The following is a 25,320-nucleotide window of genomic DNA, read 5'->3' on the forward strand; positions in this document are numbered from 1 at the left end:
GTTCATTCCCCCAGGTCGAGAGTGAGTTTGGTGACGGCGAACGCCTCGGCGTAACGCGCGTGGCATTCGATGCCGCGGATCCGCGCGAGGCCGAGGAAGGCCTCCCGGTCGTACCAGGGACGGTGCCGTTGCGAGGCGTAGTGCTCCTGCAACAGCCGCACCTTCTGTTCGGCGATCTCCGGCGACAGCGGCTGGTACGCCGCCGGACGGCCGAGATCGCCGTCCCACTTGACGATCTCGTAGCCGAGCACGAGGTGGTCGCGGAAGGCGGTGGGCAGCAGCCGCGCCAGGCCGCGGTGGTCCTGGTGCGCGTCATCGGTACGCGGCGCGAGGACGAGATCAGGCTCGGTCCGCTCGCGCAGTTCCTCGACCGCGGCCTTGGCCTCCTCCCAGTGCGCGGGCATCCGGCCGTCCGGCAGCTTGAGCACGGTCAGCCGCAGGTCGGCGCCCGGGCAGAAGGCGGCGAGCGCGGCCCGCTCCTCCTCCTCCCGCTCGCTGCCACCACCGGAGAGCACCAGCGCGTCGACCCGGACACCCGGCCGCGCGAGGCAGAGCGTCAGCAGCGTGCCGCCGGCGCCGATGGCGATGTCGTCGCAGTGCGCGCCCACCGCGACGATCCGGTCCAGGCGCCCCGACCCGAGCCGGATCACGCTCTCGCTCCGGCGCCGTGCCCGCTGCTGTGCTGCTGGTGCACCCTCGCCCCCGCGCCGTCCCGTTCCCACACGGCCCACGGGCGGTCGCCCCGGGCGTAGGCCTCGTCGAGTGCGGCCCGCTCCTTCACGGTGTCGGTCGGCTTCCAGAATCCGCGGTGCTGATGCGCCACCAGCCGTCCACGCTTGGCCAGTTGGGCACATCCATCGGCGACCAGGTCGCCGTTCTCCGGGATGTGGTCGAAGACCTCCTGGCGGAGCACGAAGTAGCCGCCGTTCTCCCACAGCGGCATATCGCTCACCGCGGTGATGCCCCCCACCAGGCCGTCCTCGCCCAACTCCACGCAGTGGAACGACGACTGCGGCGGCACCACCATCATCGAGGCACCGGCGTCGCGCCCGGCGAACCGATCGATCATCTCCGGCAGCGGGGCGTCGGTGAGCACGTCGGCGTAGTTGGCGAGGAACATCTCGTCGCCGTCCAGATGGTGCCGCACCCGGCGCAGCCGCTCCCCGATCGGCGACTCGATGCCGGTCTGCGCGAAGGTGATCGTCCAGTCGGCTATGTCGGTGGACAGCAGCTCGGTCCGCCCGCCCCGCAGCACGAAGTCGTTGGACGTCGTCTCCTCGTAGTTGAGGAAGAAGTTCTTGATGTGGTGAGCCCCGTACCCGAGACACAGGATGAACTCCGTGTGCCCGAAGGACGCGTAGTAGCGCATGACGTGCCAGATCAGCGGCCGCGGGCCCACCATCGCCATCGGCTTGGGGATGTCGTCGGAGGCTCCGCTGCGCATGCGCAGCCCGTACCCGCCGCAGAACAGTACGACCTTCATGCCGTGACCTCGACAATGCTCAGTTCCGGGATGGGGAAGACCAGCCGGCCGCCCCAGTCGTGAACGAAGGACAGTTGCTCGACCAGCTCGGCCCGCAGGTTCCACGGGAGAACGAGGACGTAGTCGGGCCGGTCGATGCCGATCTGCTCGGGCGACAGGATCGGGATGCGGGTGCCCGGGGTGAACCTGCCGTGCTTGTAGGGGTTGCGGTCGACGGTGTACGGGAGCAGGTCGGGCCGGATGCCGCAGTGGTTGAGCAGGGTGTTGCCCTTGCCCGGGGCGCCGTAGCCGACGACCGTCTCGCCGCGCTCGGCCGCCTCGATGAGGAACCGCAGGAGGTCCCGGCGCACCTTGGCCACCCGGGCGGAGAACTCGGTGTACCCGGACAGCTCCTGCAGCCCGGCGGCCTTCTCCCGGGCCAACACGTCGGCCACCTGCCGGGTCGGCTCACCGGCCACCTCTACCGGCCGGGCCCACAGCCGGATGGAGCCGCCGTGCGTGGGCAGCAGCTCGACGTCCACGAGCGCGAGACCGCCGCTCGCGAGCGCCCGGATCGCGGACGCGACCGTGTAGTACTGGAAGTGCTCGTGGTAGATCGTGTCGTACTGGTTCTCCTCGATCAGGGTCAGCAGGTGCTGCACCTCGATGGAGACCCAGCCGTCGTCGGCGACCAGGGCACGCAGCCCCCGGGTGAACCCGACGACGTCGGGGATGTGCGCGTACACGTTGTTGGCCACGACCAGGTCCGCCGGGCCGTGTTCGGCGCGGACGGCCGAGCCGGTGGCCGGGTCCAGGAACTCCGTGAGCGTGGGCACACCCGCGTCCCGCGCAGCGGCGCCGACGTTCACCGACGGCTCGATGCCGAGGCAGCGGATCCCGCGGTCCACCACGTGCTTCAGCAAGTACCCGTCGTTGCTCGCCACTTCGACCACGAAGGCGTCCGGGCCGAGCCCCACCCGCTGTGCGGCGTCGTCGACGAACGTACGGGCGTGCTCCACCCAGGAGGTCGAGTAGGAGGAGAAGTACGCGTACTCCTTGAACGTCTCCTCGGGCGTGATCAGCGGAGGTATCTGCGCGAGCCAGCATTCGGTGCAGACCCGCAGGTGCAGCGGGTACGCCGGCTCCGGTTGGTCCAGTTGGTCCGCGGCGAGAAAGCTCTCGCACGGCGGGGTCGCCCCGAGATCGACGACGCCGGCCAGCGCCGTCGAACCGCAGAGTCGGCAACCTGTCATCTACTGCCCCCATCCCCGCTCGCGCGGGTGCCCCGCCGCGAGCCAGTGTTTTCGTTCCCTGCCGGTGGCGCGCTGTCCGCGCCACCGGACCGACCCGCGATCGCGGTGCGGTACTCCTCCACCAGACGTTCGAGCCCGACGGCCGGGCTGAACCCCTGCTCGTAACGGCGCCGGGCCGCCCGGCCCATCTCCTGGTTGCGGTCCGGCTCGGCCGCGATCCGGCGTATGCGGGACGCGAGCGAGGCGGGCTCGCCCGGCCGGTGCAGCAGCCCGGTCACCCCGTCCTCGACGAGCTCGACGAAGGCGCCGTGACCGGCGGCGACGGCCGGGACCCCCGCCGCCATCGCCTCCGCGACGACCAGGCCGAACGTCTCCAGGGACATCGAGGGGGCCACCACGGCGACCGACCGCGCGACGGCCCGCCGGCACTCCGCCGGGTCCCACAGGCCGGCGTACCGCACGTCGTCCCGGCCCGCCGCCCAGGCGGTCACCTCCCGCTCCAGTGGCCCCGCGCCGGCGATCACGAGCGGCACGTCCACACCGCCGTCCGCGGCGATCTCGTCCCACGCGGCCATGAGCAGCCGCACGCCCTTGGCCTCCGCGAGTCGGCCGAGAAAGAGCAGCTGCTCGCCGGCGCCCGCTCGGCGCATGCCCGGGTCGGGCACGAAGTTGTGCTTCACCGCAAGCCGTTCGGGTGGCATGCCGGACCGCACCAGCACGTCGCGCTGCGCCGCGGAGATGCAGAAGAACCGCTCCACGCCGGACCACCACCGCCGCCGGTTGACCGACAGGCTGACCGCGAGCGGAACCGTCGCAAGCCGGGAGTTCCGGTAGCAGCCGTGCCGGACCGCGGGCAGCGACGCCACCGACCCGACGCACTCGGTGCACTGCCGGCCGTCCCGGTGCAGCGTGCCGGGCGGGCAGACCTGGGTGTAGTTGTGCAGAGTGGCGACGACGGGCACGTCGGCGTCGGCGCAGGCGGCGAGGACCGCGGGCGACAGCAGCGGGAAGACGTTGTGGACATGCACCACATCCGGCCGCTCGGCGCGGAGCCGGGCGGCGAGCTCCGTGCGGACCGCCGGGTTCCACGGCACGAGCAGCGGCACCGCGGCCTTGCCGAGCAGGGACCGGGCGGCGATGTCGTCGCTGCGCCGCTCGAACACGTCGACCCGGTGGCCGGCCGAGCGCAGCAGCCCCACCTCCTCGTCGACGACCCTGTTCTCCCCGCTCGGCTGCGCCGAGGAGTATCGGTTGTGCACCACCAGGACATGCATGCTCAGGTCACCTCCGGGCCCATCGCGGGATACGTCGTCGAGGGCTGTCGGTCGTCGGGAGCGGCGTCGCCGCGGCGGGTGCCGCGAGCAGCGAGGCGGCCAGGGCCAGATGGAGCAGATATGCCGAGGCGTCGCCGAGCCCGACCTCGGTGTACGACGAGAGCGCGCAGTAGCTGATCAGGAAGATCGCGCAGGCCCTCGGCAGCGACGGCGGCCGCAGCAACGCGACGCCGCCCAGCACGGCGATGATCGCCGCCACGATGGTGAGGCCGATCAGGCCCTGCTCGTCGTAGACGGCCAGCCAGCTGTTGTCGATCGGCAGCCCGTCGAACGACTTGTCGCCCAGGCCCGTGCCGAACACCTTCTCCCCGGTCGTCCGTGGCGCTGCGAGCAGGGCGTCCCAGACCTTGGCCCGACCGGTGAGGTTGGCGAAGTTCTCCTGGCTCTGTCCGCGCAGGAACCACGCCCGCAGCGCGGAGCTGAACACCACCGCGGCCACCGTGGCGCACAGCACCGCCCAGGCGAAGACCCGGCGGGCGGCTGCGCTGGTCAGGATGAGCGAGCCGATCCCCAGCACCAACCCGATGAGCATGCCGAGCGTGGCCGTCCGGGTATGGGTCAGCGCGAGCAGGACGAGCGACGGCACGATGAGCACCACCGCGCTGGTCCTGTCGATCCGGCGGCCGAGGAGGAGCAGCACGGTGAGCCCGATGACCACCGCGGAGTACTGTCCGATCTGCGGCGGGGTGAGCGGCCACAACGCGCCGACGAGCCGCCCGCCGTAGTACTCGGGCATGGCCGTGGCCGGTGAGACGACCAGACCCGCGGCCACCAGCCCGAGTACCGCGAAGTACATCCTGATGTGGTACCGGACGAACGTCAGGCTGCCGTCCCACCAACGGCTGAGCAGCCACAGCGTGCCCACGAAGAGAGCCAGCCGGGCGCAGCGGAACAGCGCGCCGAACCCGACGTCCAGCTGCACGCTGGAGATCACGCTCGGTACCAGCAGCAGGGTGAGCAGGAACACGAAGGCGCTGGCTCGGATGTTCAGCCGGGGATTGAGCGCGAGCGCCAGAGCGAACGCGGCGACCAGCGCGCCCATGGTGGCCATCTGGATCAGGGAGCGGGGGATCGGGACGACGGTCTGCGCCCCGGCGGAGCCGAGCGTGTTGAGGCCCAGCAAGGCCCAGACGATCCCGACGGCCTTCGGAGTGCCGCCGGCGCGTGGTGCGGCATCGGGCCGCGTGCCGGCCGCGTCCGGTCCGCCCGGCAGCCCACCGCGCCTCAGGTCTCCGCCCATCTCAACCACCGGCCTGTGGGTGGAAGGTGCTGCCCGCGTCCTGCCGGTACGGGGTGCCCTGCCACTGCCCGGCGTCGAGCTTCCGGCCCGGTCCGTCGGCGACAAAGCTCCACGGTCCGCGGTAGACGTTGTCGTGCCAGCGGTTCTGCTGTTCGTGGGTGATCGCCTCGGCCACCCGCTTGCCCCGGTACGGCGACCAGTCGGGAGAGGTGCCGTCGTTGGCCAGCACCGCCATGCGGCCGCACTCCACCGTGCACTTCACGACGGACGGGTCCAGCAGGAAGTGGTTGCCGTGGATGTCCACCCGCTGGGTCTTCCACCGGCAGTCGCCGTACAGCGGTGCGCCGGCGATCGCCGGCTGCGCGCAGCGGTCGGTGTCCTTCACCAGCAACGTGCAGTAACCGGTCGAGGTGTTGGACGGGCTGTTGCAGAACCGGTCGGCGTCCTCCCACAGGGTGATCCCGTTCCAGTTGTTCTCCAGCACGTTCCGGTAGATCTCGATCCTGTCCGTGCGGGCCGGGACCCGTGGTTCGCCGCCGGCCTCGGACACGTAGACGGTCCCGTACGGGAAGTCGTCGCCCTGGTCGGCGTACGTGCGGCCCTCGACCCAGTTGTTCCGCCGGATCACGTTGTTCCGGATGACCGCGTTGTAGCTGGTCTCGTACATCAGCGCGGCACCGTCGTTGGCATCGAGGACGTTGTCCTCGATGAGGAAGTCGTTGTTGTTGTTGTCCGCCCACAACCCGGCTCCGCGGTTGTCGTGCACCCAGTTGCCGCGTACGTCGGCACCGTCGACGGCCCAGAACTTGATGCCCCCCGTGCAGCCGCAGCCCGGCTGCCGCCGCTCCCAGTCGTCGGTGTTGTTGCCCACGATCTCGTTGCCCTCGACCACCAGGCCGCGGATGGAGTCACCGGTCTTGTATGCGTTCATCCCGTACTGTCCGTTGCCGCGCAGGCAGCTCGCACGGACCTGCTGGCGAGCACCGGCCATCAGCCCGGCGCCGGAGTTGTACTGGACGGTCGCGTGCTCGATCACCCACTCGTCGGCCATGTCATGGTTGACGACGCCCTCGTTGTGCGGCGCGACGAAACGTTCCACGGTCAGGTGGCGGATGGTCACCTTGCGGGCGGTACCGCTGAACGCGTACTGGTTGATCTTCCGGCCGTCGAGCACCGCGCCCGGCGCGCCGAGGTACCGGTTCCCCTCCTTGGGCATGACCTGGGCGTAGCGGTCCGGCTCGAGTCTGTGCTTGCCCGGTCGCAGCCAGAACGTGGTGTTCGGGGGGCTGCTCTCGGTCTTCGCGGCCAGGTCGCCGACCACCGAGGGGTCGACGGTCACCGCGCCCGGCGGCGCCTTCGCCGGCCCGGCCGCGGGCTGCTCGCACACCCGGGCCACGGACGTGGAGGGCGTGCCGGATGTGGCGGGCGTCCCGGATGTGGCGGGCGTCCCGGAGGGCTCCGCCGGGGCGTCCGACATGCTCGTACAGCCGGTCGCCGCCGGCAGGACCAGCGCCAGCGCCGCCACCGGCAACGCCCAGCGCCGCCACTCGATCACCACGCCTCCCCCTAGCCGCTGAACCCGAGCACGGTGGTGAACCCCTCCGCGCCGTCGGCGAAACCGGTGCCGACCAGCGTGGTGGAGGGTTCCTTGCGTCCGAAGCCGGCGGAGTACCAGCCCAGCGGCGGGTGGGTCTCGCCGCGATGCGCCCGCCAGGACAGCTGCCCGGGCAGGTCGAGCACCGCGGAGCGGTCCTCGCCGTCCCGGGTCCAGGTGAGCACCGCGCGGTTCCCCATCAGGTCCGCGGCGATCGCCGGGCCGAGGTGGAACGCCAGACGCACGGGCCCGCGCTCGCCGAGGACCTCGTCGACCACGCGCAGCTCCCGGCTCGCGGCGGTCAGCTCCACCCGGCGGCGGTGCACGGAGCGCTGGTAACCGTCGTGCTCGGCGCTCCAGCGGGCCGTCCCCCCGTCGGAGGCGTCGGCCGTGTCCGCGACCAGGACGCGGCTGCGGGCGTGCCGGGTCCACAGGAACGGGCCACCGGAGACGGACTGGTCACCGCCGTCCCACTGCAGGGTGTTGTGGCCGAGGGTCGACCGGAAGTACTGCCGCCACTCGGGCTGCCCGTGGTAGCAGAACGTCCCCGGGTCGGCGAGGACGTCGACCCCGTCGTGCCGGACCTCCACGGACAGCGCGTCCGCGTGGGCATGCGCGGCGATCGACAGGAACCCGTGCGGGCCCCCGTCGCAGCGGCACCAGATCTCCGCCGGACCGCGCAGAATGGTCATGCCCGCGTCGGCGAAGTGGGCGGGCCGGCTTGCCGGACGCGTCACGGCCGGCGCGGTTCCACTCTCCGAGTACGGCCGGATGAGCGCGGCAAGGAGCGGGGTGCGCACATCGGTGCCGATCACTGTCGGCCACCAGGGGAGTCGGCCGAACACGGCCTCCCCGGTGGCGAGCAGCGAGCCCCAGCGGTCGGTGCCCGTGCCGTCCACGATCAGACCGTGCCCGTCGTCTGCGTCCCCCTGGCGCGGCGGCCGCAACCGGCCGTCCACGATGGCCGCGAGCGCGTCGGTCATCCGCAGCAGCACCAGCCGGACCGAAGCGGGGACCGGCACGCCGGCGGCATCCGCCTCGGCCACCGCGGCCAGGCCGAGCTCAAGCACGAGTCCGTGGTACTCGGTGGCCAACTCGCGGTTGAGGCCGGAGTCGAAGGTGTTGCTCCGCAGATGCCGCTCCAGCGACCGCAGCGCTCCGGCTCGCCAACCCGCCGAGGAGGGGAACCACCCGAACGCGCAGGCCGCGGCGAACTGTCCGGCGGCCTCGGCGATGACGTGGTTGTTCGCCGAAGACCCCCGGCTGGGGAAGGCGGCCAGCCAGCGCTGGTGGTGCCAGATCTGTTTCAGCGCCACCGGGTTGCCCTCGAACAGCCCGGCCGCGCCCGGCCAGCCGTCGAGCAGCCGACGGATCCACACCCAGGAAAGCAGCCGGATCCCCAGCTCGATGCCGCTGATCCAGTGCACTCCGCGCAACGGAGCGTTGGCCGCCCACCACAACCGCAGGTGCTTGGCCACTCGCTCGGCGTACCGCTCGTCCCCGGTGATCGCGTACGCGGCGGCGAGCACGGTGAGGTACTGATGCCGGGACAGCTCCCAGATCTGCTTGATGTCCCCGACCGCGTCCTCGTTCCGGTACGGCACGTCGAAGGCGTACCCCCACGGAGCCCGGCGCCCGGTCTTCGGGTCGTACCACCAGTCCGGGTCGGCCAGGTCGTCGCGGTCCACCCCGAAATACTCGGCGTGCCCGGCCATCAGCCGGTCCGCCTCGGCGACGAGACGTTTCGCGGCGTCCGGGGGCACCGCGGCGATCGTCCCGGCGGGCAGTACCGCGGTGAACCGGGCGCCGGTCACCCTCGGGCAGTCCGGCAGCGCCGCCCGCCACCGACGCCTGCGCACCGCGTCGCTCACCCGGCCGCCGACCTCCCGCGGTTCCATCCGGGACAACCGCCGCAGGTACCAGCCCGGACTCCCCGAGCTCACCGTCATCGCCCCCTCGCCAACGTCACCGGTGCGCCGCCGGCCAGGCCGGCCTGCACGGCGAGGGTGGCCGCCGTGGTGGCGACCAGCGACTCCAGCGTCACCGGCATCGGCCCGCCGGTCCGTACGGCCTTGATGAACGCGGCCAGCTCGGCGGACTGGCCCTTGTTCCGGGCCTTGGGCAGCCGCGAGCTGACCCACCGCCGGCTGCGGGCATCGTGGACGGAGGCGCGGACGAAGTCGTCGAGTCGCAGCACCTTGCCGTCCGCGATCAGGTCCAGCGTCTCCTTGGGGAAGCCGGCCGCGCCGGTGGTGACGTAGCTGATGGTGGCGGTGGACTCGTCCGGGTAGCGCAGCACGACCTGAAGGTCTTCGTTGCCGGGCGTGGCGACCGCGTACACCGAGACCGGGTCGGACTCGAGCAGCCAGCTCGCCGTATCGATGAAGTGTCCGCCCTCGCCGGCGAAGCGCGAGCCCTCGGTGCCCTGCCGGAGGTACCAGCTGCCGTGCTGCAGTCGGCCCGCGTTGACCAGGTAGCGGAGGCTCGCCGGACCGGTCCGGGCGCCGAACCGCTGCCTGGCCTCCTGCAGCAGCGGCGCGAACCGGCGGTTGAAGCCGACCTGCAGCCGGTCGTTGCCGGACTCCTCCACCGCCGCGAGTACGCCGGCCAGCTCGTCCTCGGTGAGGGCCAGCGGCTTCTCCACGAACACCGACTTGCCGGCGAGGAGCGCCTTGCGGGTCAGTTCGGCGTGCGAGCTGTGCCGGGTGACGACGAACACCGCGTCGATGGACTTGTCGCCGAGCACGGCGTCGAGATCGGTGGTCGCCTCGGCGAAGCCGAACTTCCTTTGCGCGTTGGCTGCGGACAGCGCCGTCGTGGTGACGACGGTGGACAACTCGACGCCGTCGCGCCGGGCCAGGTGCGGCAGCAGCATCGACGTCGCGTAGTTGCCCGCGCCGACGAACGCGAGGCGCACCGGCGACGTGGCCGGCCGGGCCGGGGCGGGCACTCCACCGCTGCGCCGCACCGCGGGCACGGCCACCGCCGGGGCCTCCGCCTCCGCGGCTCGGTCGGGGAGGCCGGGGTACCGGAACAGCACGGCCACGGCCTTCAGTTCGCCGTCCTTCAGACGCCGGTACGTCTCGACGGCGTCATCGAAGTCGGCGACGTGGGAGACCAGGGGCTCCACGTCGACACTGCCGCGGGCCAGGAGATCGAGGAAGCACGCCAGGTTGCGGCGCTCGGTCCAGCGCACATAGCCGATCGGGTAGTCCCGCCCCTCGAGCTCGTACTCCGGGTCGTAGCGCCCGGGGCCGTACGAGCGGGAGAACCGGACGTCGAGCTCTTTCTCGTAGTACGCGTTCCACGGCAGGTCCAGGCGGCACTTGCCGATGTCGACGACCCGGCCGCGGTCCCGGCACAACCGTGCGGCCAGCTCGACGGGCTGGTTGCTGCCGCCCCCGGCGGCCAGGTACACCTGGTCCACGCCGTGACCGCCGGTGAGTTCGGCGACGGCGGCTTCCACGGCCGCGGACGCGGGATCGCCGCAGGCCGCGGCGCCCAGGCGCTCGGCGAGCTCGCAGCGTTCCGGGTCGGGGTCGACCCCGACGACGCGGACCCCCGAGGCGACGAGGAGCTGCACCACCAGCTGACCGATCAGCCCGAGGCCGATGACCAGGGCCACTTCGCCGAGCTGTGGCTCGCCGCGGCGGACGCCCTGCATCGCGATCGACCCGACGGTGCCGAAGGCCGCGTGGCGCGGCGCGAGGCCGTCCGGAACCCGGGCGTAGAGGTTCTTCGGCACCCAGTTCAGCTCGGCATGCAACGCGTGCTCATTGCCGGCGCAGGCCACGAGGTCACCGACCGCCACATCGTCGATCCCGGGGCCGACCTGCTCGACCACCCCGCACAGCGAGTAGCCCAGCGGCGTGTAGGAGTCCAGCTTGCCCATCACCTTCTGGTAGGTGGCGGACACCCCGTTGGTGGCCACGCTCTGCATGACCTTGGCCACCTGGTCCGGGCGGGAGCGGGCCTTGCCCAGCATCGACATGCCCGCCTCGGACACCTTCATGAGCTCGGTCCCGGTGGATATCAGCGAGTAGGCGCTGCGGACCAGCACACCACCCGGCTTGCATCCCGGCACCGGTACGTCGAGCACCGCCAGCTCGCCGCTCTTGTAGTTCTGCACAACCTGTTTCACCGAAGTCCCCTTGTTTCTAAGCCGTCCAGCGCGCGTGCCCGCCGGACCCGGAGGTCGCGCCGCGATACCAGTACTCGAGGGTCAGCACATGCCACAGATGCTTGGAGAAGTCCCGCTGCCCGGCGGCGTCCTCGGCGACCATCCGCGCCAGCGCGTCGCGGCGCAGGAACCCGGAACGGACGAGCACGCCGTCGTGCACCACCTCGCGCACCAGCGGTGCCAGATCCCGGCTCATCCAGGCGCGCAGCGGGGCGCTGAACAGGCCCTTGGGCCGGTACACGATCTCCCTGGGCAGGATCGAGGAGGCCGCCTCCTTGAGGACGGCCTTGCCCTGCCGTCCGACGATCTTGCGATCACCGGGCACGGCGAACGCCGCCTTGACCACCTCGACGTCCACGTACGGCACCCGTACCTCGGTCGACGCGGCCATGCTCGACCGGTCCGTGTACGCGAGGTTCAGGCCCGGCAGGAACATCCGGGCGTCGCCCAGGCACATGCGGTTGACGAAGTCGTCGAGGTCGTTGTCCTGGTAGATGTCCGCGTGTTCGGTCAGCACGTCATCGACCGTGCCGGCCAGGTCCGGATTGACCAGGGCGAGCAGCTCGTCCTGGTCGTACATGGTGTAGCTGCGCCGGAACGCGGTCTCCTCCGGCAGGTCGGCGAAGGAGAGGAACCGCTTCGCGAAGCGCACCGACCGGTACCCCCGGCGGGCCGTGGCGACCGGCAGCCGGTCCACCGTCGCGGACAGGCCGCGCCGCAGGGGCCGCGGGACGCGCTGATAGCGCAGCGCGATCAGGTTGGCCAGGTGCTTGCGGTAACCGGCGAACAGCTCGTCGGCGCCCATCCCGGAGAGCATGACCTTGACTCCGGCCTCCCGGGCGGCCGAACAGATCAGGAACGTGTTGATCGCGGCCGGGTCGCCGATCGGCTCGTCCAGGGTGTGCGTCATCTGCGGCAGCAGGTCGAGCACGTTCGGGGCGATCTCGATCTCGTGCAGGTCGACGCCGAACCGCTCGGCCACCTGCCGGGCATAGCGCAGATCGTCCGGCATCGCCTCGAACTTGGCGTCCTCGGCACGGAACCCGATCGTGTAGGCGGAGATCCCGGGGCGGTCGCGGGCCGCCAGCGCGGTCAGGTAGCTGGAGTCGAGCCCGCCGGAGAGGAACGTCGCCACGGGTACGTCGGAGAGCAGGTGGCGGCGGGTCGACTCCTCGACGATGGCAGCGATGTCCGGCAGCTCGCCGCTCCGGGCCCGCTCCCGGCCCTCGGCGGCGACGTCCCGGAGGTGCCAGAACCGGCCGCGCTCCACACGGCCGTCGGGCCGGCACCGGAGCCAGCTCCCCGGCGGCAGCTTCTCCGCCTCGCGGTACGCGCACCGTGAGTCCGGCACCCAGTAGTACAGCAGTGAGGCCACCAGCGCCGCATGGTCCACCTCCAGCGACCCGCCGGTGGCGGCGGTGAGCGCCTTGAGCTCGGAGGCGAACACCAGGCCCTCACCGCGCCGGAGCAGGAACAGCGGCTTGATGCCGAGTTGGTCACGGGCGAGCACCAGGTCACCGGTGCGCTCGTCGAAGATCCCGAACGCGAACATGCCGCGCAGCCGCGGCAGGCAGTCCGTGCCCCAGCGCCGCCAGGCCTCGAGGAGCACTTCGGTGTCGGACGTACCGCGGAAGCGCACCCCGGCGGCTGCCAGCTCGGCACGCAGCTCGGGCGCGTTGTACAGCTCGCCGTTGTACGTCAGGACGAGGCCGTCCGAGACCATCGGCTGGGCGCCGGTCTCGGACAGGTCGACGATGGCCAGCCGGCGGTGCCCGAGGTGCACTTCGCCGTCACCGGCGCGGTGGCTGTACCGGCCCGCCCCGTCCGGACCGCGGTGGGCGAGGGTGTCGGTGAGCCGGTCGGTCACGACCTTCCCGTCCGGCCATCGGTACGTGCCTGCGATGCCACACATGTCCTACTGTCCCTCCTGGTCGCTGTCCGGGACCCGTGCCGCCCACATCGGCAGCCGGTCCGTCCGCCGCCGGTCCGTCCCGTTCTGCCGGGCCGCCCGCTCGTTCCGGCCGCGCGGCGCGGCGTGCGGCCCGTCCCACAGCGTGCCGTCGGTACGGTCGCGCGGATCGGGGTCGATCAACACCACACCGATCACCGCGATGCGCTGGTCCGCGAGCTGCCGTGCCACGGTGTGCAGCCAAGCGGCACTGCCGTGCCCGGCACGCACGACGAGGACCGTCCGCGTGCCGAGGTACTGGAGATCGGGCCACGCCGCGCCGGGCGCCACCGAGCCGACGCCGAGACGCCGCTGCTGATGCGGGACGGACGCGGCACGGTCGGCGCTGACCACGGTGGGGTCTCCCGGCTTCGGGCGGCGGTGGGCAAGCCTGAGGCCCGGCAGACCATCGATGATGGCCACGGGCCCGTCCGCCGCCAGTGCCCCGGCGAGATCCAGGGCGATCACGCTCGTGCTGCGCACACAGCCCAGTTCCAGCAGCGACACCGGTTCCGCGGAGCCGCGCACGGTGCGTGCCAGGGACGCGGCGAGCCGTTCGTGTGCCGCCCGGATTCGCCGACGCCGCCACAACCTGGCCGGACGGCCGGGAAGTTCGGCGATGACCGAGGAGCCGAGGTTCGCCGCGATCTCCCGGCGCAGCACGGGGCGGTCCGCCACCACCGCGCCGACCGCGGCCACCGCGAGTCCGAGGGCGAGTCCGAGGGCGAGCCCGATCGCGCCGTCGGTGGCAGCGGTCCTGGGCAGGGAGTGCCGTACCGGGCGTGGGGCGTCCACGATCTGTGTGCGGGCGATGAGCTGGGGCGTGCCGATGCGTGCCTCCGCGGCGCGCCGGCCGAAATCGGAGATCTGCGAGGTGAGTTCGGCCCGGCGGGCGAAGAGCGACTCCATGTTCGCCGACGTCTTCGGCCCGCTCTCCGACGATCCCTCTCCGATCGACTTGTCGACCTCGGCGAGGTCGTCCCGCAGTCGGTCACGCTGGTCGAGCAGGGCCTGGGCCTCGGCGTTCGCGGCTTCCCGTATCCGCCGCACATGGTCGGCGACGAACGCGTCGGCCAGCGCCTGGGCGCGGGCAACCGCTTCCGCGTCGCTGTCACCGGTCACATCGATCCGCAGCAGGTTGTTGGTCAGGCCGACACCCTCGTAGTCCTTCATGAAGTCCTCCGGTTTCTCCGGGGACTTGAGGGACCGCAGGGCCATGTCGGCGATCCGCGTGGTCTGCAGCAGCGCGACGTCGGTCCGGATCAGTGTCCCGGGGTCGTTCGGCTGGTCCTCCTGATGCGCGACCAGCACTTTGGTCAGCGCGGTCGGCGGTGGGGGCAGCAGGACCGCCACCGCCACGCCGAGGAGAAGTCCGAGCAGCGCCACCGAACACCAGAGGCGCCGCCGTCTGCGCACCGCCACCACCAGCACCTGCAGGTCCAGGAGCGGAGCTGCGGCCGACGACTCCGACGTCGTACTCGTCGTCACCGCGAACCTCCCGTCGTGTCATCGCCCACCGCGAGCGCCGGCGTGGCGGCATGCCTAGGGGGGCCGGCGGACCGCGTCGGAGGGGCCGAGACCGTGCCGGCGAGGACGATGCCGACGACCTCGTGCTCGGCGTCGGCACACGCCTCGGCGATGCCGGCGAGCTCGCCCGCGGTCCAGCTGCCCGCGCTGAGCACGACCAGGGCACCGGACGCGTCGTCGACGTCGGGCACCATCGGCCGGGACACCGAGACCCCCACCACCCGCAGCATGGGGAATTCCCTGCTCGACGAGCTCGGGGAGGAATCGTTCTCGGCCTCGGCGACGAGCTGCCCGGCGGCCCGGCGGGCGATCTCGTCGCCGTCCGGGACGACGACCAGCAGCCGCCGGGGGGCCGGCAGCCGGTCCCGGAGGCGGGCGCACACCCGCCGGTAGCGGATCTGCCTGCTGTCCTCGTCGCCGGAGGTCTGCGGGGCCGGGATGTCCCACCGGATGTCGACGCCGAGGAGTCGGCGGATCCGGGCCCGCGGGCCACGGCCTTCCGGCCGGTGCGCGGGCCGTTCATCGGGTACGTCGACGGTACCGAGCAGCACCGAGCCGAGCGCCGCGGTGATCTCCGGCCCGGTCCGCAGCCGGCGACTCACCCGCGCGGCGGCGAGATGACCGATGACCGCGAGCAGGAAGGACAGCAGCGCTCCACCGCCGACGAGCTGCGTCCTCGTCGGCGGTGCCTCGCCCGCCGGCCGGGCGGCCGGCCCCATGACGACCATGTCGGCCCTGCCGTCGGCCGGATCGGCCTGGCCGGCCTTGTCCAGCTTGTCCACGGCCTCCTGGAGCGCGGTGCGCAGCTTCGCGAGCTCGGTGCGGGTCTGCACGCTCTCCACGGTCCGCCCCGGACCGGCCGCGTCGGCCAGCTCGTCGATACGGCGCGTGGTCTGCTCCACCATCTTCCGCAGTGCCTCGGGCCGCGCCGCTTCGGGGTCGGTGCTGTCGCTCACGATCTGCGCGGCGAAGGTGACGAACTGCTGGGCCATCTGGTCGGAGAGTCGCTGTGCGCGCTCCGGGGTGTCGGCCGTGCCCGAGATCTTGATGATGTTCCCGTCGGCGGCCTTGGCGCTCACCCGCTCCCGCAGCTCGCTGCCGCTGACCCCGGCCCAGCCGAGCGTGGCGGCCGCGCGGTCGACCACCACCGAACTGGTCACGATCTCCGCCTGGGTGAGCAGTTCGCGCTCCTCCCACGCCCCGGGCAGCAGTACCGACGCCGACGTCGTGTACCGCGGCGGGAACAGCAGAGAGGTGCCGTAGCCGACGAGCGCGCCCACCACGACGAGGATCGTGAGAAGCCGCCGGCGCCGACGGATGATCCGCCCGATCGTGACCAGGCGTATGGTGTCATCGCTCAACGGCGCGGCCTTCTCCCCGTCCGGACCGGGCCGCTCACTGACACGGGAGTGTGGTCACGGCAGGCGGCGGCGTAGGCGGACAGCAGCGATTGCTGCGAGTGCCGCCAGGAGAGCTGCCCGCTGATCCGCTCCTGGCCGATCTTGCCCATCCGGGCCCGCTCCTCCGGATCGTCGAGCAGCCGCGCGATGAGCCCGGCGAACTCGGCCTCGTCGTCGGCGGACGCGTAGACGGCGGCGTCACCGGCGGAGACCCGCGCCTCCCGGAGGTCGAACGAGACGATCGGCCGGCCCATCACCATGTACTCCAGGACCTTGTTCATGGTCGACACGTCGTTGAGCGGATTGCGCGGGTCGGGGGAGAGGCACACGTCCGCGGTGGACAGGTAGCGCACGAGGTCCGCGTCCGGAATGCGCCCGGTGAACTGCACCTGCTCCGAGAGCCCGAGCTGCCGGGACAGCTCGACCATCGCGTCGAAGGCGTCGCCGGCGCCGACGAACACCGCGTGCCAGTCGGTCCGCCCGAGCTCGTCGCGCAGCTTCGCGAGGGCCCGCAAGGCGTAGTCGACGCCGTCCTGCGGGCCCATGACGCCGAGGTAGCACAGCAGATGAGGCTTGCCGCGCTTCAGTTCCGGCTCGGGCGGTACCGGGTGGAACCGGTCGATGTCGGGTGCGCTGCGGACCACGAAGACGTCTTCCGGCCGTCGGCCCCCACGGCGCAGCGCGACGTCCCGGTAGCTCTCGTTCGTGGCGAGCACGACGTCCGCGGCCCGGTAGGTCATCCGTTCCAGCGCGCACACGGCGCGGTAGAGGAGGTCCTCACCGCGGTCGAACCGGGAGAGGTACAGCTCGGGCACCAGGTCGTGCTGGTCGAAGACGAACCGCGCCCCCCGCCGCTTCAGCCACAGGGCCGGCAGGAACAGCAGGTCCGGCGGATTGCAGGCGTGGACCACGTCGACCGGGCCGACCCTGCGGGCCAGCCGGACCGTGTGCCACAACGCCGATCCGTACTCCCGCAGGTAGCCGGCCGGACCTCCGGTGGCCGCACGCAACGGGTAGCGGTGGATCCGCACCCCGTCGATCTCCGCCTCCGGCTCCGTGTCCCGCTTCTCCCCCCGGGGACAGATGACATGCACCTCCCAGCCCGCGTCGCGCAGCGTCGTGCATTCCTGCCACACCCGCCGGTCGAACGGGACCGACAGGTTCTCCACCAGGATCAGCGCGCGCCGGACCGGCCCGTCGCCACCGGCTGTGTCACCGAACGATGTGTCACCAAGCAAGGCCCACGTACCCCGGTTCGGCCCGGCGCGCGTCGGCGTCGGGAAGGTGGATGAGGTCGACGATCACCGGGGCGTCGCCATGGGGCAGCGCCGCCAGCACGGCCGGATCCCTGGTCCCGACCAGGCATACCTCGGCATGTTCGAGCACCTCGTCGACGGATTCCGCAAGCAGCTGCGCGAGGTGCGGCAGCCGGGTCTCGATGTACTCGCGGTTCGCGCCGAGGAGCCGGGAGAGGTTCACGTTGGGGTCGTAGATCCGAAGGTCGTACCCCTTGCCGAAGAGCCTCTCCGCCAGCTCGACGAGCGGGCTCTCGCGGAGGTCGTCGGTGCCGGGTTTGAAGGACAGCCCGAACATGCCCACCCGGCGCTTGCCGGTGCGCTCGACGAGCTCCACCGCGCGCTGCAGATGGTCGGAGTTGGACGGGAGCACGTGGGCGAGGATGGGCACCGAGACGTCGGCCCGCCGCGCCGCGTGGACCAGGCTGCGCAGGTCCTTGGGCAGGCAGGAGCCACCGAAGGCGAAGCCCGGCCGCAGGTAGGCGGCGCTGATGTTCAGTTTGCGGTCGGCCAGGAACACGTCGATCACCTGGTGCGAGTCCACCCCGAGCGCCTGGCACACCGCGCCCAGCTCGTTCGCGAAGCCGATCTTGAGGCCGTGGAACGCGTTGTCCGCGTACTTGATCGCCTCGGCCGTCGGGACCGGCACCCGGAACACCTCGCCGGGCAATCCGTCGTACAGCGCCGCCACCACGTCGCCGCTTGCCGGGTCGAGCTCGCCGATGACGGTCTTGGGCGGGTCGAAGAAGTCCCGCACACTCGTGCCCTCGCGCAGGAACTCCGGGTTGACCGCGACCCCGAAGTCCACCCCGGCCGTGCCGCCGACGTACTTCTCGAGGATCGGCACCAGCAGGTTCAGGCAGGTGCCCGGGAGCATGGTGCTGCGGAACACGACGGTCTGCCGCCCGCCCCGCTCGGCCACCGCGGCACCGATCTCCTCGGTGACCCGCTCCAAGTACGTGGTGCACAGGCTGCCGTTGGGCTCCGACGGAGTACCCACGCAGACCAGCGACACCTCGCTGCCCGTGATCGCCTCGCGGACGTCGGCGGTGGCGCGCAGCCGTCCGTCCCGCACGACCTCGGCGATGAGCTCGCCGATCCGCTCCTCGACCACCGGCGCCTTGCCGTCGTTGACCAGGTCGACCTTCACCTGGTTCACGTCCACCCCGATGACCTCGTGACCGAGGCTGGCCAGGCACGCGGCCGACACGCAGCCCACGTAGCCGAGCCCGAAGACGCTGACCCTCATGACCCGTTCCTCCCCCAGGGCAGGCCCTTGTGGCCTGCCATATGTGCGCCGACCCGACGACGCCCCCCGCGCATCAGTAGGCCCCCTGCCCGTAGAGCACCGCCCGCAGCGTCTTCCACAGAATCACCGCGTCGAGGGCGAGCGACCAGTCCTCCACGTACCGCAGGTCGAGCCGGACCGCCTCCTCCCACGGCAGGTCGCTGCGTCCGCTGATCTGCCACAGGCCGGTGAGCCCGGGCTTGACGAGGAGCCGCCGCCGGATGTCCGGGCCGTACGCGGCGGACTCCTCCGGCAACGGAGGCCGCGGACCGACCAGCGACATCGAGCCGGTGAGTACGTTGAAGAGCTGCGGGAGCTCGTCGAGCGAGTACCGGCGCAGCACCGTTCCCACCCGGGTCACCCGCGGATCCCGGCGGAGCTTGAACAGCAGGCCGGCGCCCTCGTTGCGGTGGGCCAGCTCGGCACGTGCCGCGTCGGCCCCGACGACCATGGTGCGGAACTTGAGAATGGTGAACTCGCGGCCGTCCTTGCCGACCCTGCGCTGGCGGTAGACCGCCCCACCCCGGCTGTCCACCATCACGAGCAGCCCGACGAGTATCAGCAGCGGCGCGAACAGCATCAGCAGGACCGCCGCGCCCATCCGGTCGACGACCTCTTTGACCGCCCGGCGTCCCCCGGTGAAGGTCGGCATGCTGACCCGCAGCAGGGGGATCCCGAGCACCGCGTCGACGTGCAGCCGTGGGCCGGCCACCTCCATGAGCACGGGGGCCACGACCATCTCGGCATCGCTGCCTTCGAGGTTCCAGGCCAGCCGCTGCAGCCGGTCCGGTGACCAGTGCGGGTCCGGTGTGACCGCGACGACACGGTAGCCGTTGTGGCGGACGTGGCCCGCGACGTCGGCCAGTCGGCCGACGACCGGCACTCCGTCCAGTTGGTCACCGTCGAGCCCGGGACTGTCCGCCGTGCACACCGCCTCCACCCGCCAGCCGAGGTGCGGGAACTTGCGGGTTCGGGTGATCAGGTCGCGCACGGTGGCCGGGCTCCCGGCGGCGAGCACCGGGCGCAGGCACCGTCCTTCCTTCCGCTGTTTGTGCAGCCAGAGGCGCAGCAGATACCGCTCGGTCATGGTGATGAGCGCGATCACCGGGATCGCGACGAAGATCCAGAGCTTGATGTTGCGCGAGGTGAGGGCGATTCCGAGGAGCGCCAGGACGACGGCTGCCGTGCACAGCGAGCGTCCGAGCCGACGGAATTCCTCGGCGCCCTGGCCGAGCACGGCCGGAGCCCATGACCGGCTCACCGCAAGCGCTCCCAGCACCAGCAGCTCGGTGCCGAAGGCGAGAATTCTCCACTTCTCATGCCAGTTGGCCGCGTCCCGGACACCGAAGAAGCTGCCGATCGCCGCCACGACGAAGGCGGTGACCACGATGTCGCTGGTGATCACGGCACGGCGGTACCGCTGCTCCCAGTCGATCGTGGTCCGGCTGATCGCCCCGTTCTCCAGACGCCCGCGCGCCGTTGGAAACGGGCTGACTAATTCCCCCTGCTGCACGGACCCCCCCAGGGCACCAGTGGTCTCGACGTGTTGGCTCCACACAGTTCCTCCCCCCGGGAGGCCCCCGCCCCCCGCGCTGTCCTCCCCCCGGGAGGCCCCCGCCCCCCGCGCCGCGCTGTTCCTGCCTCCGGGAGGCACCCGCCCACCCCGTGAATGACGTATCTGCTGTTGCTGAGCTGCTTGAACACCCTCACCGGGGCGACGGCGGACTCGCCTGCCCTGCCAGAGTCTTGAGGCGCGAGAACCCGTTGAGATCTCGGGTGCCCCCGCACCCAAGGCCCCTGTCGGGCTCCGAGAATTGATCACCCCACGTCTGACGCAGGGGGGCTACTGCTGGCTGTCCATAGCGCTGGATCGATAGATCATCATTTGTCGCCTGGTGTCCGAGCTTGTGAAGCATGGTCAATCTAGAGCATCGGGGCCCGCCTGAAGAGGTATGTGCGGAATTTGTGCTGAACCTTTGAAGGTGGATCTATCGAGGGGTGACCGCCCGGTGGTGCCTCGGCGACGGAGACGTGCCGTGTGACCTGTGGTGACGGGAGTTCACCGGGCTGTCAGCATCGGCAACCCGGGGCGTCCTGGCGCTGCCGGCCGGGCCGAGCTTGGCTTGTTCTTTAACCTGTCGCGCGGAGATCGTGCGGCCGTGATGGACGGGCAGGGCCGCTCCAAGCGATTTCATTCGCTCACGTGTTCGGTTAGTGGTTACGCTGGACCCATGAGCGCAGCGCGACCCGCCCTGCCCGGACTCCAGGGCTCCCTCTTCGATCAGGACGACGACATCCGGTTCGGCCCCTTCGACGGCCTCCGGCGGACGGCGCTGGACGGCGGCGCCTGGGTCGACCACCTTCCCGGATGGCTGCACGGCTCCGACGCCCTCTTCGAGGAGCTGGCCACGGGCGTGCCCTGGCGGGCCGAGGAGCGGCCGATGTACGACAACGTGGTCGCCGTACCCCGGCTCCTGGCCCACTACGGCGAGGGCGTCCCCCTCCCGCACCCCGCCCTCGCCGAGGCGCGGCGGATCCTCGGCTCCCACTACGGCCCCGAACTCGGCGAACCCTTCGTCTCCGCCGGTCTCTGCCTCTACCGCGACGGCCGTGACAGCGTGGCCTGGCACGGCGACCGCACCGGACGCTCCGGCACTCACGACACGATGGTCGCGATCCTCTCCCTCGGCGACCCCCGTGACCTCGCCTTCCGCCCGCGCTCCGGCGGTCCCACGGCTCTCCGTCTCCCGCTCGGCCACGGCGACCTCATGGTGATGGGCGGCTCCTGTCAGCGCACCTGGGACCATGCCGTCCCCAAGACGAGCCGCGCCGTCGGGCCCCGCATCAGCGTCCAGTTCCGCCCGCGCGGAGTCCGCTGAGCCCGGCGCGCGAGCCGATCGGGAAGATCCTGAGCGTTCCCGTCCTCCTGTGCGGTGATGTCGGTCTACGCGGTGATGTCGGTCGGCTCCTCGTCGGAGGAGACGATCGACACCTCCAGCTTGCGCAGCAGTCGCGCGAGCTGGCGGCGTTCGGAGGGCGACAGTCCGCCGAGCATCCGCTGCTCGTTGTCGAGGTGCTCGGCGAACACCACGTCCACCGTCGCGAGGCCCTTCTCGGTGAGGCGGGAGTAGACGACCCGGCGATCGTCGTCGTCCCGTTCCCGGACGATGAGGCCGTCCTTCTCCAGGCGGTCGATCCGCAGCGTGACCCCCGCCGACGACACGAGGCCCGAGTCGGCGAGCTGCCCCGCGGTCAGCCGGTGGGGGTGCCCCGCGCGCCGCAGCGCGGTGAGGACGTCGAAGCCGGCCACGGACAGGCCGTGGCGCTCGATGGAAGTGGTGAGCCGGGTGTTGTAGCGCAGGTAGGAGCGGTGGAGGCGGGCGAGGACCTCCAGCGGGCTGGTGTCCAGCTCGGGCCTCTCCCGCGCCCAGTCCTCGATCACGCGCGCGACGGCGTCACGGTCCGACGGCCTCGATACAGCCATGCTCTTCCCCTCGTCCTGCGTCGTCCCCCGACTTCTCACAGCACTGAGAATCTTAGTCCTGAGGTGAAAATGCGCGGGCGCCCGCTCTGCGCAGGGCGCCCGCTCTCTGTGCCGGGCGCCCGCTCCGTCTCGGGCACCCGCTCCCTACCGGCCGTCTCAGGCGTTGAGCTCCTCCAGCGTCCTGCCCTTGGTCTCGACGGCGAAGCAGGCGATCGCGGCGCCCACGGCCGCCACCACGGCGAGCTGTGCGAAGACGAGGGCCAGGCTGCCGCCCGCGCCGATGATCGCGCCGACGGTGACGGGGCCGAGGATGACGCCCAGCCGGTTCCACACACCGCCGAACGCGGCGCCCCTGGCCCGGTTGGACGTGGGGTAGAGCTCGGGGGAGTACAGGTAGAGCCCCGCGTTGATCGCGTAGAGGAAGAAGGTCGTACAGGAGGCGAAGACGGCCACCTGGCCGCCCGAGGTCGCGCCGGCCAGGGCGAGCACGCCGAGCGAGAGCACGGTGCCGACGAGCGCGCCCACCAGCGCGGGCCTGCGGCCGATGCGGTCGATCAGGAGGGCGACGACGAACGTGCCGAGCAGGCCGGTCACGTTGCTGAGCAGGCTGTAGACGAGAGCAGTGGTCAGGTCCAGGCCGAAGGTCTTCGTGTAGAGCGAGGGCAGCCAGGTGGAGATGCCGTGGTTGACGTAGTAGGCGACGAACCACAGACCCGACACGACCACGGTCCGCCGGAGGTAGCGTCCCCGGAACAGGTCGCTCAGGCGGCCGCCGGGCGGCTCGTCGGCCAGGTCCGCGGCGGGGGCGGGCAGCGCCTCGGAGGTGGAGCGGGCGACCTCCGCCTCGATGCGTGCGATGACCTCCTCCGCCTCCCGGACACGTCCTCGGGACAGGAGCCAGCGCGGGGACTCGGCGACCTGGCGGGGGAGCGCGGCGGCGAGCAGCACCGGGACCGTGCCGAGGACGAACATCGCGCGCCAGCCGAAGTGGGGGACCACCCACACGGCCACCAGCGTGGCCGCCGCGAGACCGGCCGGGAAGATCATCTCGTACAGCAGGACGAACCGGCCGCGCTTGTCGGAACGGGCGATCTCGTTGATGTACGTGGCGGCGACGGGTACGACTCCGCCGATGCCGAGGCCCTGGACGAACCGGAAGAGCGAAAACGTCTCGATGCTGCCGGAGAACGCGACGGCGAGGCTGGCGAGGCCCGTGATGCCGACCCCCAGGGCGACGGTGCGGACGCGGCCGATCCGGTCGCCGAGCCAGCCGGCCGCCAGGGCGCCGAGCAGCATCCCGATGGAGGCGGCGGTCACGGCGAGGGTGGCCTGTCCGGTGGTGAGGCGCCACTCCTTCATCAGGACGGGTAGTGCGGACGCGGCAAGCAGCTGGTCGAACGCCTCGAAGAAGGTCACGGCGCCGATCAGGAACCGGACTTTGACGTGCCACCGGGAGTGGGGAAGCCGTTCAAGTCGCGCGGCTACGGAGCCGAGGCCTTGCCTTCCGGCCACAGTCGTCATGGAGGGGTCCTTCCGCGGGCAGGGGAGTTGCCGAGACAGTAGGGGGCCTTATCTAAGCGGTCAATGGTTAAGCGCCTAGAGATCTCTGTCTCGCGGGCCCGGTAGCCATCATCGGCCCCGTGAAGACCGTGCTCAAGGCCGATTCGGCAACGATCTCGACTCGGGGGCTTGTCGAGAAATAGTTAAGCGCTTAGATTTCTAGTGCTTCGACGATTCCGGTCTCGGGATCGCGCCGGACTCCGTCCGTGCCCGGAGCCAACTCCCCTTCCGCCCCCGCCCGGAGGTCCACCCGTGCCGCTCCTTCCCACCGACATCCTGATCGCGGGCCAGTGGCGACGCGGTGCGGGCGAGCCCGTCGACACCGTCGACCCGGCGACCGGACACGTCCTCGCCACCGTCCACTCCGCCTCCGCCGCCGAGGTCGCCGAAGCGGCCGAAGCCGCGGCGCGGGCGGTGGCGGACCCCGCCTGGCGGGACCTGCTCGCCCACGAGCGCGCCCGGCTCCTGCACCGGATCGCCGAGCTGACCGAGGAGGCCGCGCCCGAGCTCGCCGCCGTGCAGACCGCCGACACCGGCAAGACCCTCACCGAGACCCGGGCCCTCGCGCTCAGCGCGGCGGGCACCTTCCGGTACATGGCGGCCGCCCTGGAGACGGCCGAGGACACGGTCACGCCGTCCCGCGGCCCGTACGTCACCATGAGTGTCCACGAGCCGATCGGCGTGGTCGGCGCGATCAACCCCTGGAACTCCCCGGTCGCCAGCGACGCGCAGAAGATCGCCCCCGCGCTCGCCGCCGGCAACGCCGTCCTCCTCAAGCCCGCCGCCTGGACCCCGCTGGTGTCCCTCGCCCTCGGGCGGCTGATCACCCGGGCACTCGACGAGTTCGGCCTGCCCACCGCCCTCCTTTCGGTACTGCCCGGCAGCGGGAGGATCGTCGGCGACGCCCTCGTGCGCCACCCCCTCGTCGCCCGGATCGGATTCACCGGGGGCACCGAGACGGGCAGGTCGATCGCCGCCCTCGCCGGCGAGAAGCTCGTCCCCGCCTCGCTGGAGCTCGGCGGCAAGTCGCCGACGATCGTGCGCGCCGACGCCGACATCGAACAGGCCCTGGCCGGCGTACTGTTCGGGATCTTCTCGTCGAGCGGCCAGTCCTGCATCGCCGGCTCGCGGCTCTTCGTGGCACGCGAGATCTACGACACCTTCGTCGGCGAGCTCGTCGAGCGGGTCCGCAAGCTGCGCGTCGGCCCCGGCACCGACCCGGCCACACAGGTCGGCCCCCTGGTGCACCACCGCCACCGCGACTCCGTCGCCGCCTACGTCGACCTCGCCCGCTCCGAAGGTGCGCGCGTGCTGTGCGGCGGGGCGGCGCCCACGGGGGAGCGGTACCAGGACGGCGCCTACTACCTCCCGACCGTCCTCGACGGCCTGACCAACACCTCCCGCACCTGCCGGGAGGAGATCTTCGGCCCGGTCCTCGTCGCCCTGCCCTACGACGACGAGGACGACCTCGTCAGCCAGGCCAACGACTCCGTCTACGGGCTCGCCTGCGGCATCTGGACCCGTGACCTGCGCGCCGCCTGGCGGATCGCCCGCCGGATCGAGGCCGGCACCGTCTGGATCAACACGTACAAGCAGTTCAGCGCCGCCACCCCGTTCAGCGGATGGAAGGACAGCGGCCTCGGCACGGAGAAGGGCCGGGACGCGATCCGCGCCTACCAGCGACAGAAGTCCCTGTACTGGGGCACCTCCGACGCCCCCCTTCCCTGGGCCAACTGACCCGGCATGCCCGCCCGT

Annotated in this window: 19 protein-coding genes; 3 read left to right on the forward strand and 16 right to left on the reverse strand. The window is 71.6% G+C overall.

Annotated elements, in window-relative coordinates; all coding sequences use genetic code 11:
• Positions 1 to 2: 2 nt before the first annotated feature.
• Genes OG462_RS38750 through OG462_RS38775 form a run of 6 tightly spaced genes read right to left on the reverse strand, consistent with a single transcriptional unit; the run spans position 3 to position 6,685 of the window.
• Positions 3 to 650 (reverse strand): PIG-L deacetylase family protein, encoded by a 648-nt coding sequence (locus OG462_RS38750; RefSeq protein ID WP_406065276.1) that lies wholly within the window; start codon positions 648 to 650, stop codon positions 3 to 5.
• Positions 647 to 1,483 (reverse strand): glucose-1-phosphate cytidylyltransferase, encoded by an 837-nt coding sequence (locus tag OG462_RS38755; protein WP_406065278.1) that lies wholly within the window; start codon positions 1,481 to 1,483, stop codon positions 647 to 649. Before OG462_RS38755 ends, OG462_RS38750 begins: the two co-directional genes overlap by 4 nt.
• Positions 1,480 to 2,715 carry a class I SAM-dependent methyltransferase gene (locus tag OG462_RS38760; RefSeq protein WP_406065279.1) on the reverse strand — a complete coding sequence of 412 codons (1,236 nt, stop codon included), beginning with the start codon at positions 2,713 to 2,715 and terminating at the stop codon, positions 1,480 to 1,482. The genes OG462_RS38755 and OG462_RS38760 overlap by 4 nt, the downstream gene beginning before the upstream one ends.
• Positions 2,712 to 3,989 (reverse strand): glycosyltransferase, encoded by a 1,278-nt coding sequence (locus tag OG462_RS38765; RefSeq protein ID WP_406065281.1) that lies wholly within the window; start codon positions 3,987 to 3,989, stop codon positions 2,712 to 2,714. The genes OG462_RS38760 and OG462_RS38765 overlap by 4 nt, the downstream gene beginning before the upstream one ends.
• Before the next feature lie 7 nt (positions 3,990 to 3,996).
• Positions 3,997 to 5,289 (reverse strand): O-antigen ligase domain-containing protein, encoded by a 1,293-nt coding sequence (locus OG462_RS38770; protein ID WP_406065283.1) that lies wholly within the window; start codon positions 5,287 to 5,289, stop codon positions 3,997 to 3,999.
• Position 5,290: 1 nt separating this feature from the next.
• Entirely contained in the window at positions 5,291 to 6,685 is a 1,395-nt protein-coding gene (locus OG462_RS38775; protein WP_406065285.1) for a right-handed parallel beta-helix repeat-containing protein, read from the reverse strand.
• Between OG462_RS38775 and OG462_RS38780 the strand changes: the two genes are divergently transcribed.
• Entirely contained in the window at positions 6,576 to 6,866 is a 291-nt protein-coding gene (locus OG462_RS38780) for a hypothetical protein (RefSeq protein ID WP_406066878.1), read from the forward strand. The two genes, OG462_RS38775 and OG462_RS38780, sit on opposite strands and share 110 nt — an antisense overlap.
• On the opposite strand, the gene OG462_RS38785 is transcribed toward OG462_RS38780, so the two are convergent.
• From OG462_RS38785 to OG462_RS38820, 8 genes are all read right to left on the reverse strand, one after another.
• Entirely contained in the window at positions 6,856 to 8,832 is a 1,977-nt protein-coding gene (locus tag OG462_RS38785) for an alginate lyase family protein (protein ID WP_406065287.1), read from the reverse strand. The two genes, OG462_RS38780 and OG462_RS38785, sit on opposite strands and share 11 nt — an antisense overlap.
• Positions 8,829 to 11,024 (reverse strand): bi-domain-containing oxidoreductase, encoded by a 2,196-nt coding sequence (locus OG462_RS38790; protein WP_406065289.1) that lies wholly within the window; start codon positions 11,022 to 11,024, stop codon positions 8,829 to 8,831. Before OG462_RS38790 ends, OG462_RS38785 begins: the two co-directional genes overlap by 4 nt.
• A 16-nt stretch (positions 11,025 to 11,040) precedes the next feature.
• Positions 11,041 to 12,975, reverse strand: a complete 1,935-nt coding sequence (gene asnB, locus OG462_RS38795; RefSeq protein ID WP_406065291.1) for an asparagine synthase (glutamine-hydrolyzing) — start codon at positions 12,973 to 12,975, stop codon at positions 11,041 to 11,043.
• 3 nt (positions 12,976 to 12,978) lie between these two features.
• Positions 12,979 to 14,499 (reverse strand): Wzz/FepE/Etk N-terminal domain-containing protein, encoded by a 1,521-nt coding sequence (locus tag OG462_RS38800; protein WP_406065293.1) that lies wholly within the window; start codon positions 14,497 to 14,499, stop codon positions 12,979 to 12,981.
• Positions 14,496 to 15,899, reverse strand: a complete 1,404-nt coding sequence (locus OG462_RS38805; protein WP_406065295.1) for a Wzz/FepE/Etk N-terminal domain-containing protein — start codon at positions 15,897 to 15,899, stop codon at positions 14,496 to 14,498. The genes OG462_RS38800 and OG462_RS38805 overlap by 4 nt, the downstream gene beginning before the upstream one ends.
• On the reverse strand, positions 15,896 to 17,176 hold the full coding sequence (locus OG462_RS38810) for a glycosyltransferase family 4 protein (RefSeq protein ID WP_406065297.1): 1,281 nt from the start codon (positions 17,174 to 17,176) through the stop codon (positions 15,896 to 15,898). Before OG462_RS38810 ends, OG462_RS38805 begins: the two co-directional genes overlap by 4 nt.
• Complete coding sequence (locus tag OG462_RS38815) at positions 17,166 to 18,482, reverse strand: nucleotide sugar dehydrogenase (protein ID WP_406065299.1); 1,317 nt, start codon at positions 18,480 to 18,482, stop codon at positions 17,166 to 17,168. Before OG462_RS38815 ends, OG462_RS38810 begins: the two co-directional genes overlap by 11 nt.
• Positions 18,483 to 18,555: 73 nt before the next feature.
• A complete protein-coding gene (locus OG462_RS38820) occupies positions 18,556 to 20,034 on the reverse strand; it encodes a sugar transferase (protein WP_406065300.1) in 1,479 nt (492 codons plus the stop codon).
• 718 nt (positions 20,035 to 20,752) lie between these two features.
• On the opposite strand from OG462_RS38820, the gene OG462_RS38825 reads away from it, so the two are divergent.
• Positions 20,753 to 21,400 (forward strand): alpha-ketoglutarate-dependent dioxygenase AlkB, encoded by a 648-nt coding sequence (locus tag OG462_RS38825; RefSeq protein WP_406065301.1) that lies wholly within the window; start codon positions 20,753 to 20,755, stop codon positions 21,398 to 21,400.
• Between the two features lie 65 nt (positions 21,401 to 21,465).
• Here the strand turns inward: OG462_RS38825 and OG462_RS38830 are convergent, their stop codons facing one another.
• Positions 21,466 to 22,005, reverse strand: a complete 540-nt coding sequence (locus OG462_RS38830; RefSeq protein WP_406065303.1) for a MarR family winged helix-turn-helix transcriptional regulator — start codon at positions 22,003 to 22,005, stop codon at positions 21,466 to 21,468.
• A gap of 156 nt (positions 22,006 to 22,161) precedes the next feature.
• A complete protein-coding gene (locus OG462_RS38835) occupies positions 22,162 to 23,526 on the reverse strand; it encodes an MFS transporter (protein ID WP_406065305.1) in 1,365 nt (454 codons plus the stop codon).
• Between the two features lie 291 nt (positions 23,527 to 23,817).
• Here OG462_RS38835 and OG462_RS38840 point away from each other — a divergent pair, with 291 nt between their 5' ends.
• A complete protein-coding gene (locus tag OG462_RS38840; RefSeq protein WP_406065307.1) occupies positions 23,818 to 25,302 on the forward strand; it encodes an aldehyde dehydrogenase in 1,485 nt (494 codons plus the stop codon).
• The last annotated feature ends 18 nt before the right edge of the window (positions 25,303 to 25,320 follow it).

The sequence above is a fragment of the Streptomyces sp. NBC_01077 genome (assembly GCF_045162855.1).
Classification (GTDB): Bacteria; Actinomycetota; Actinomycetes; order Streptomycetales; family Streptomycetaceae; genus Streptomyces.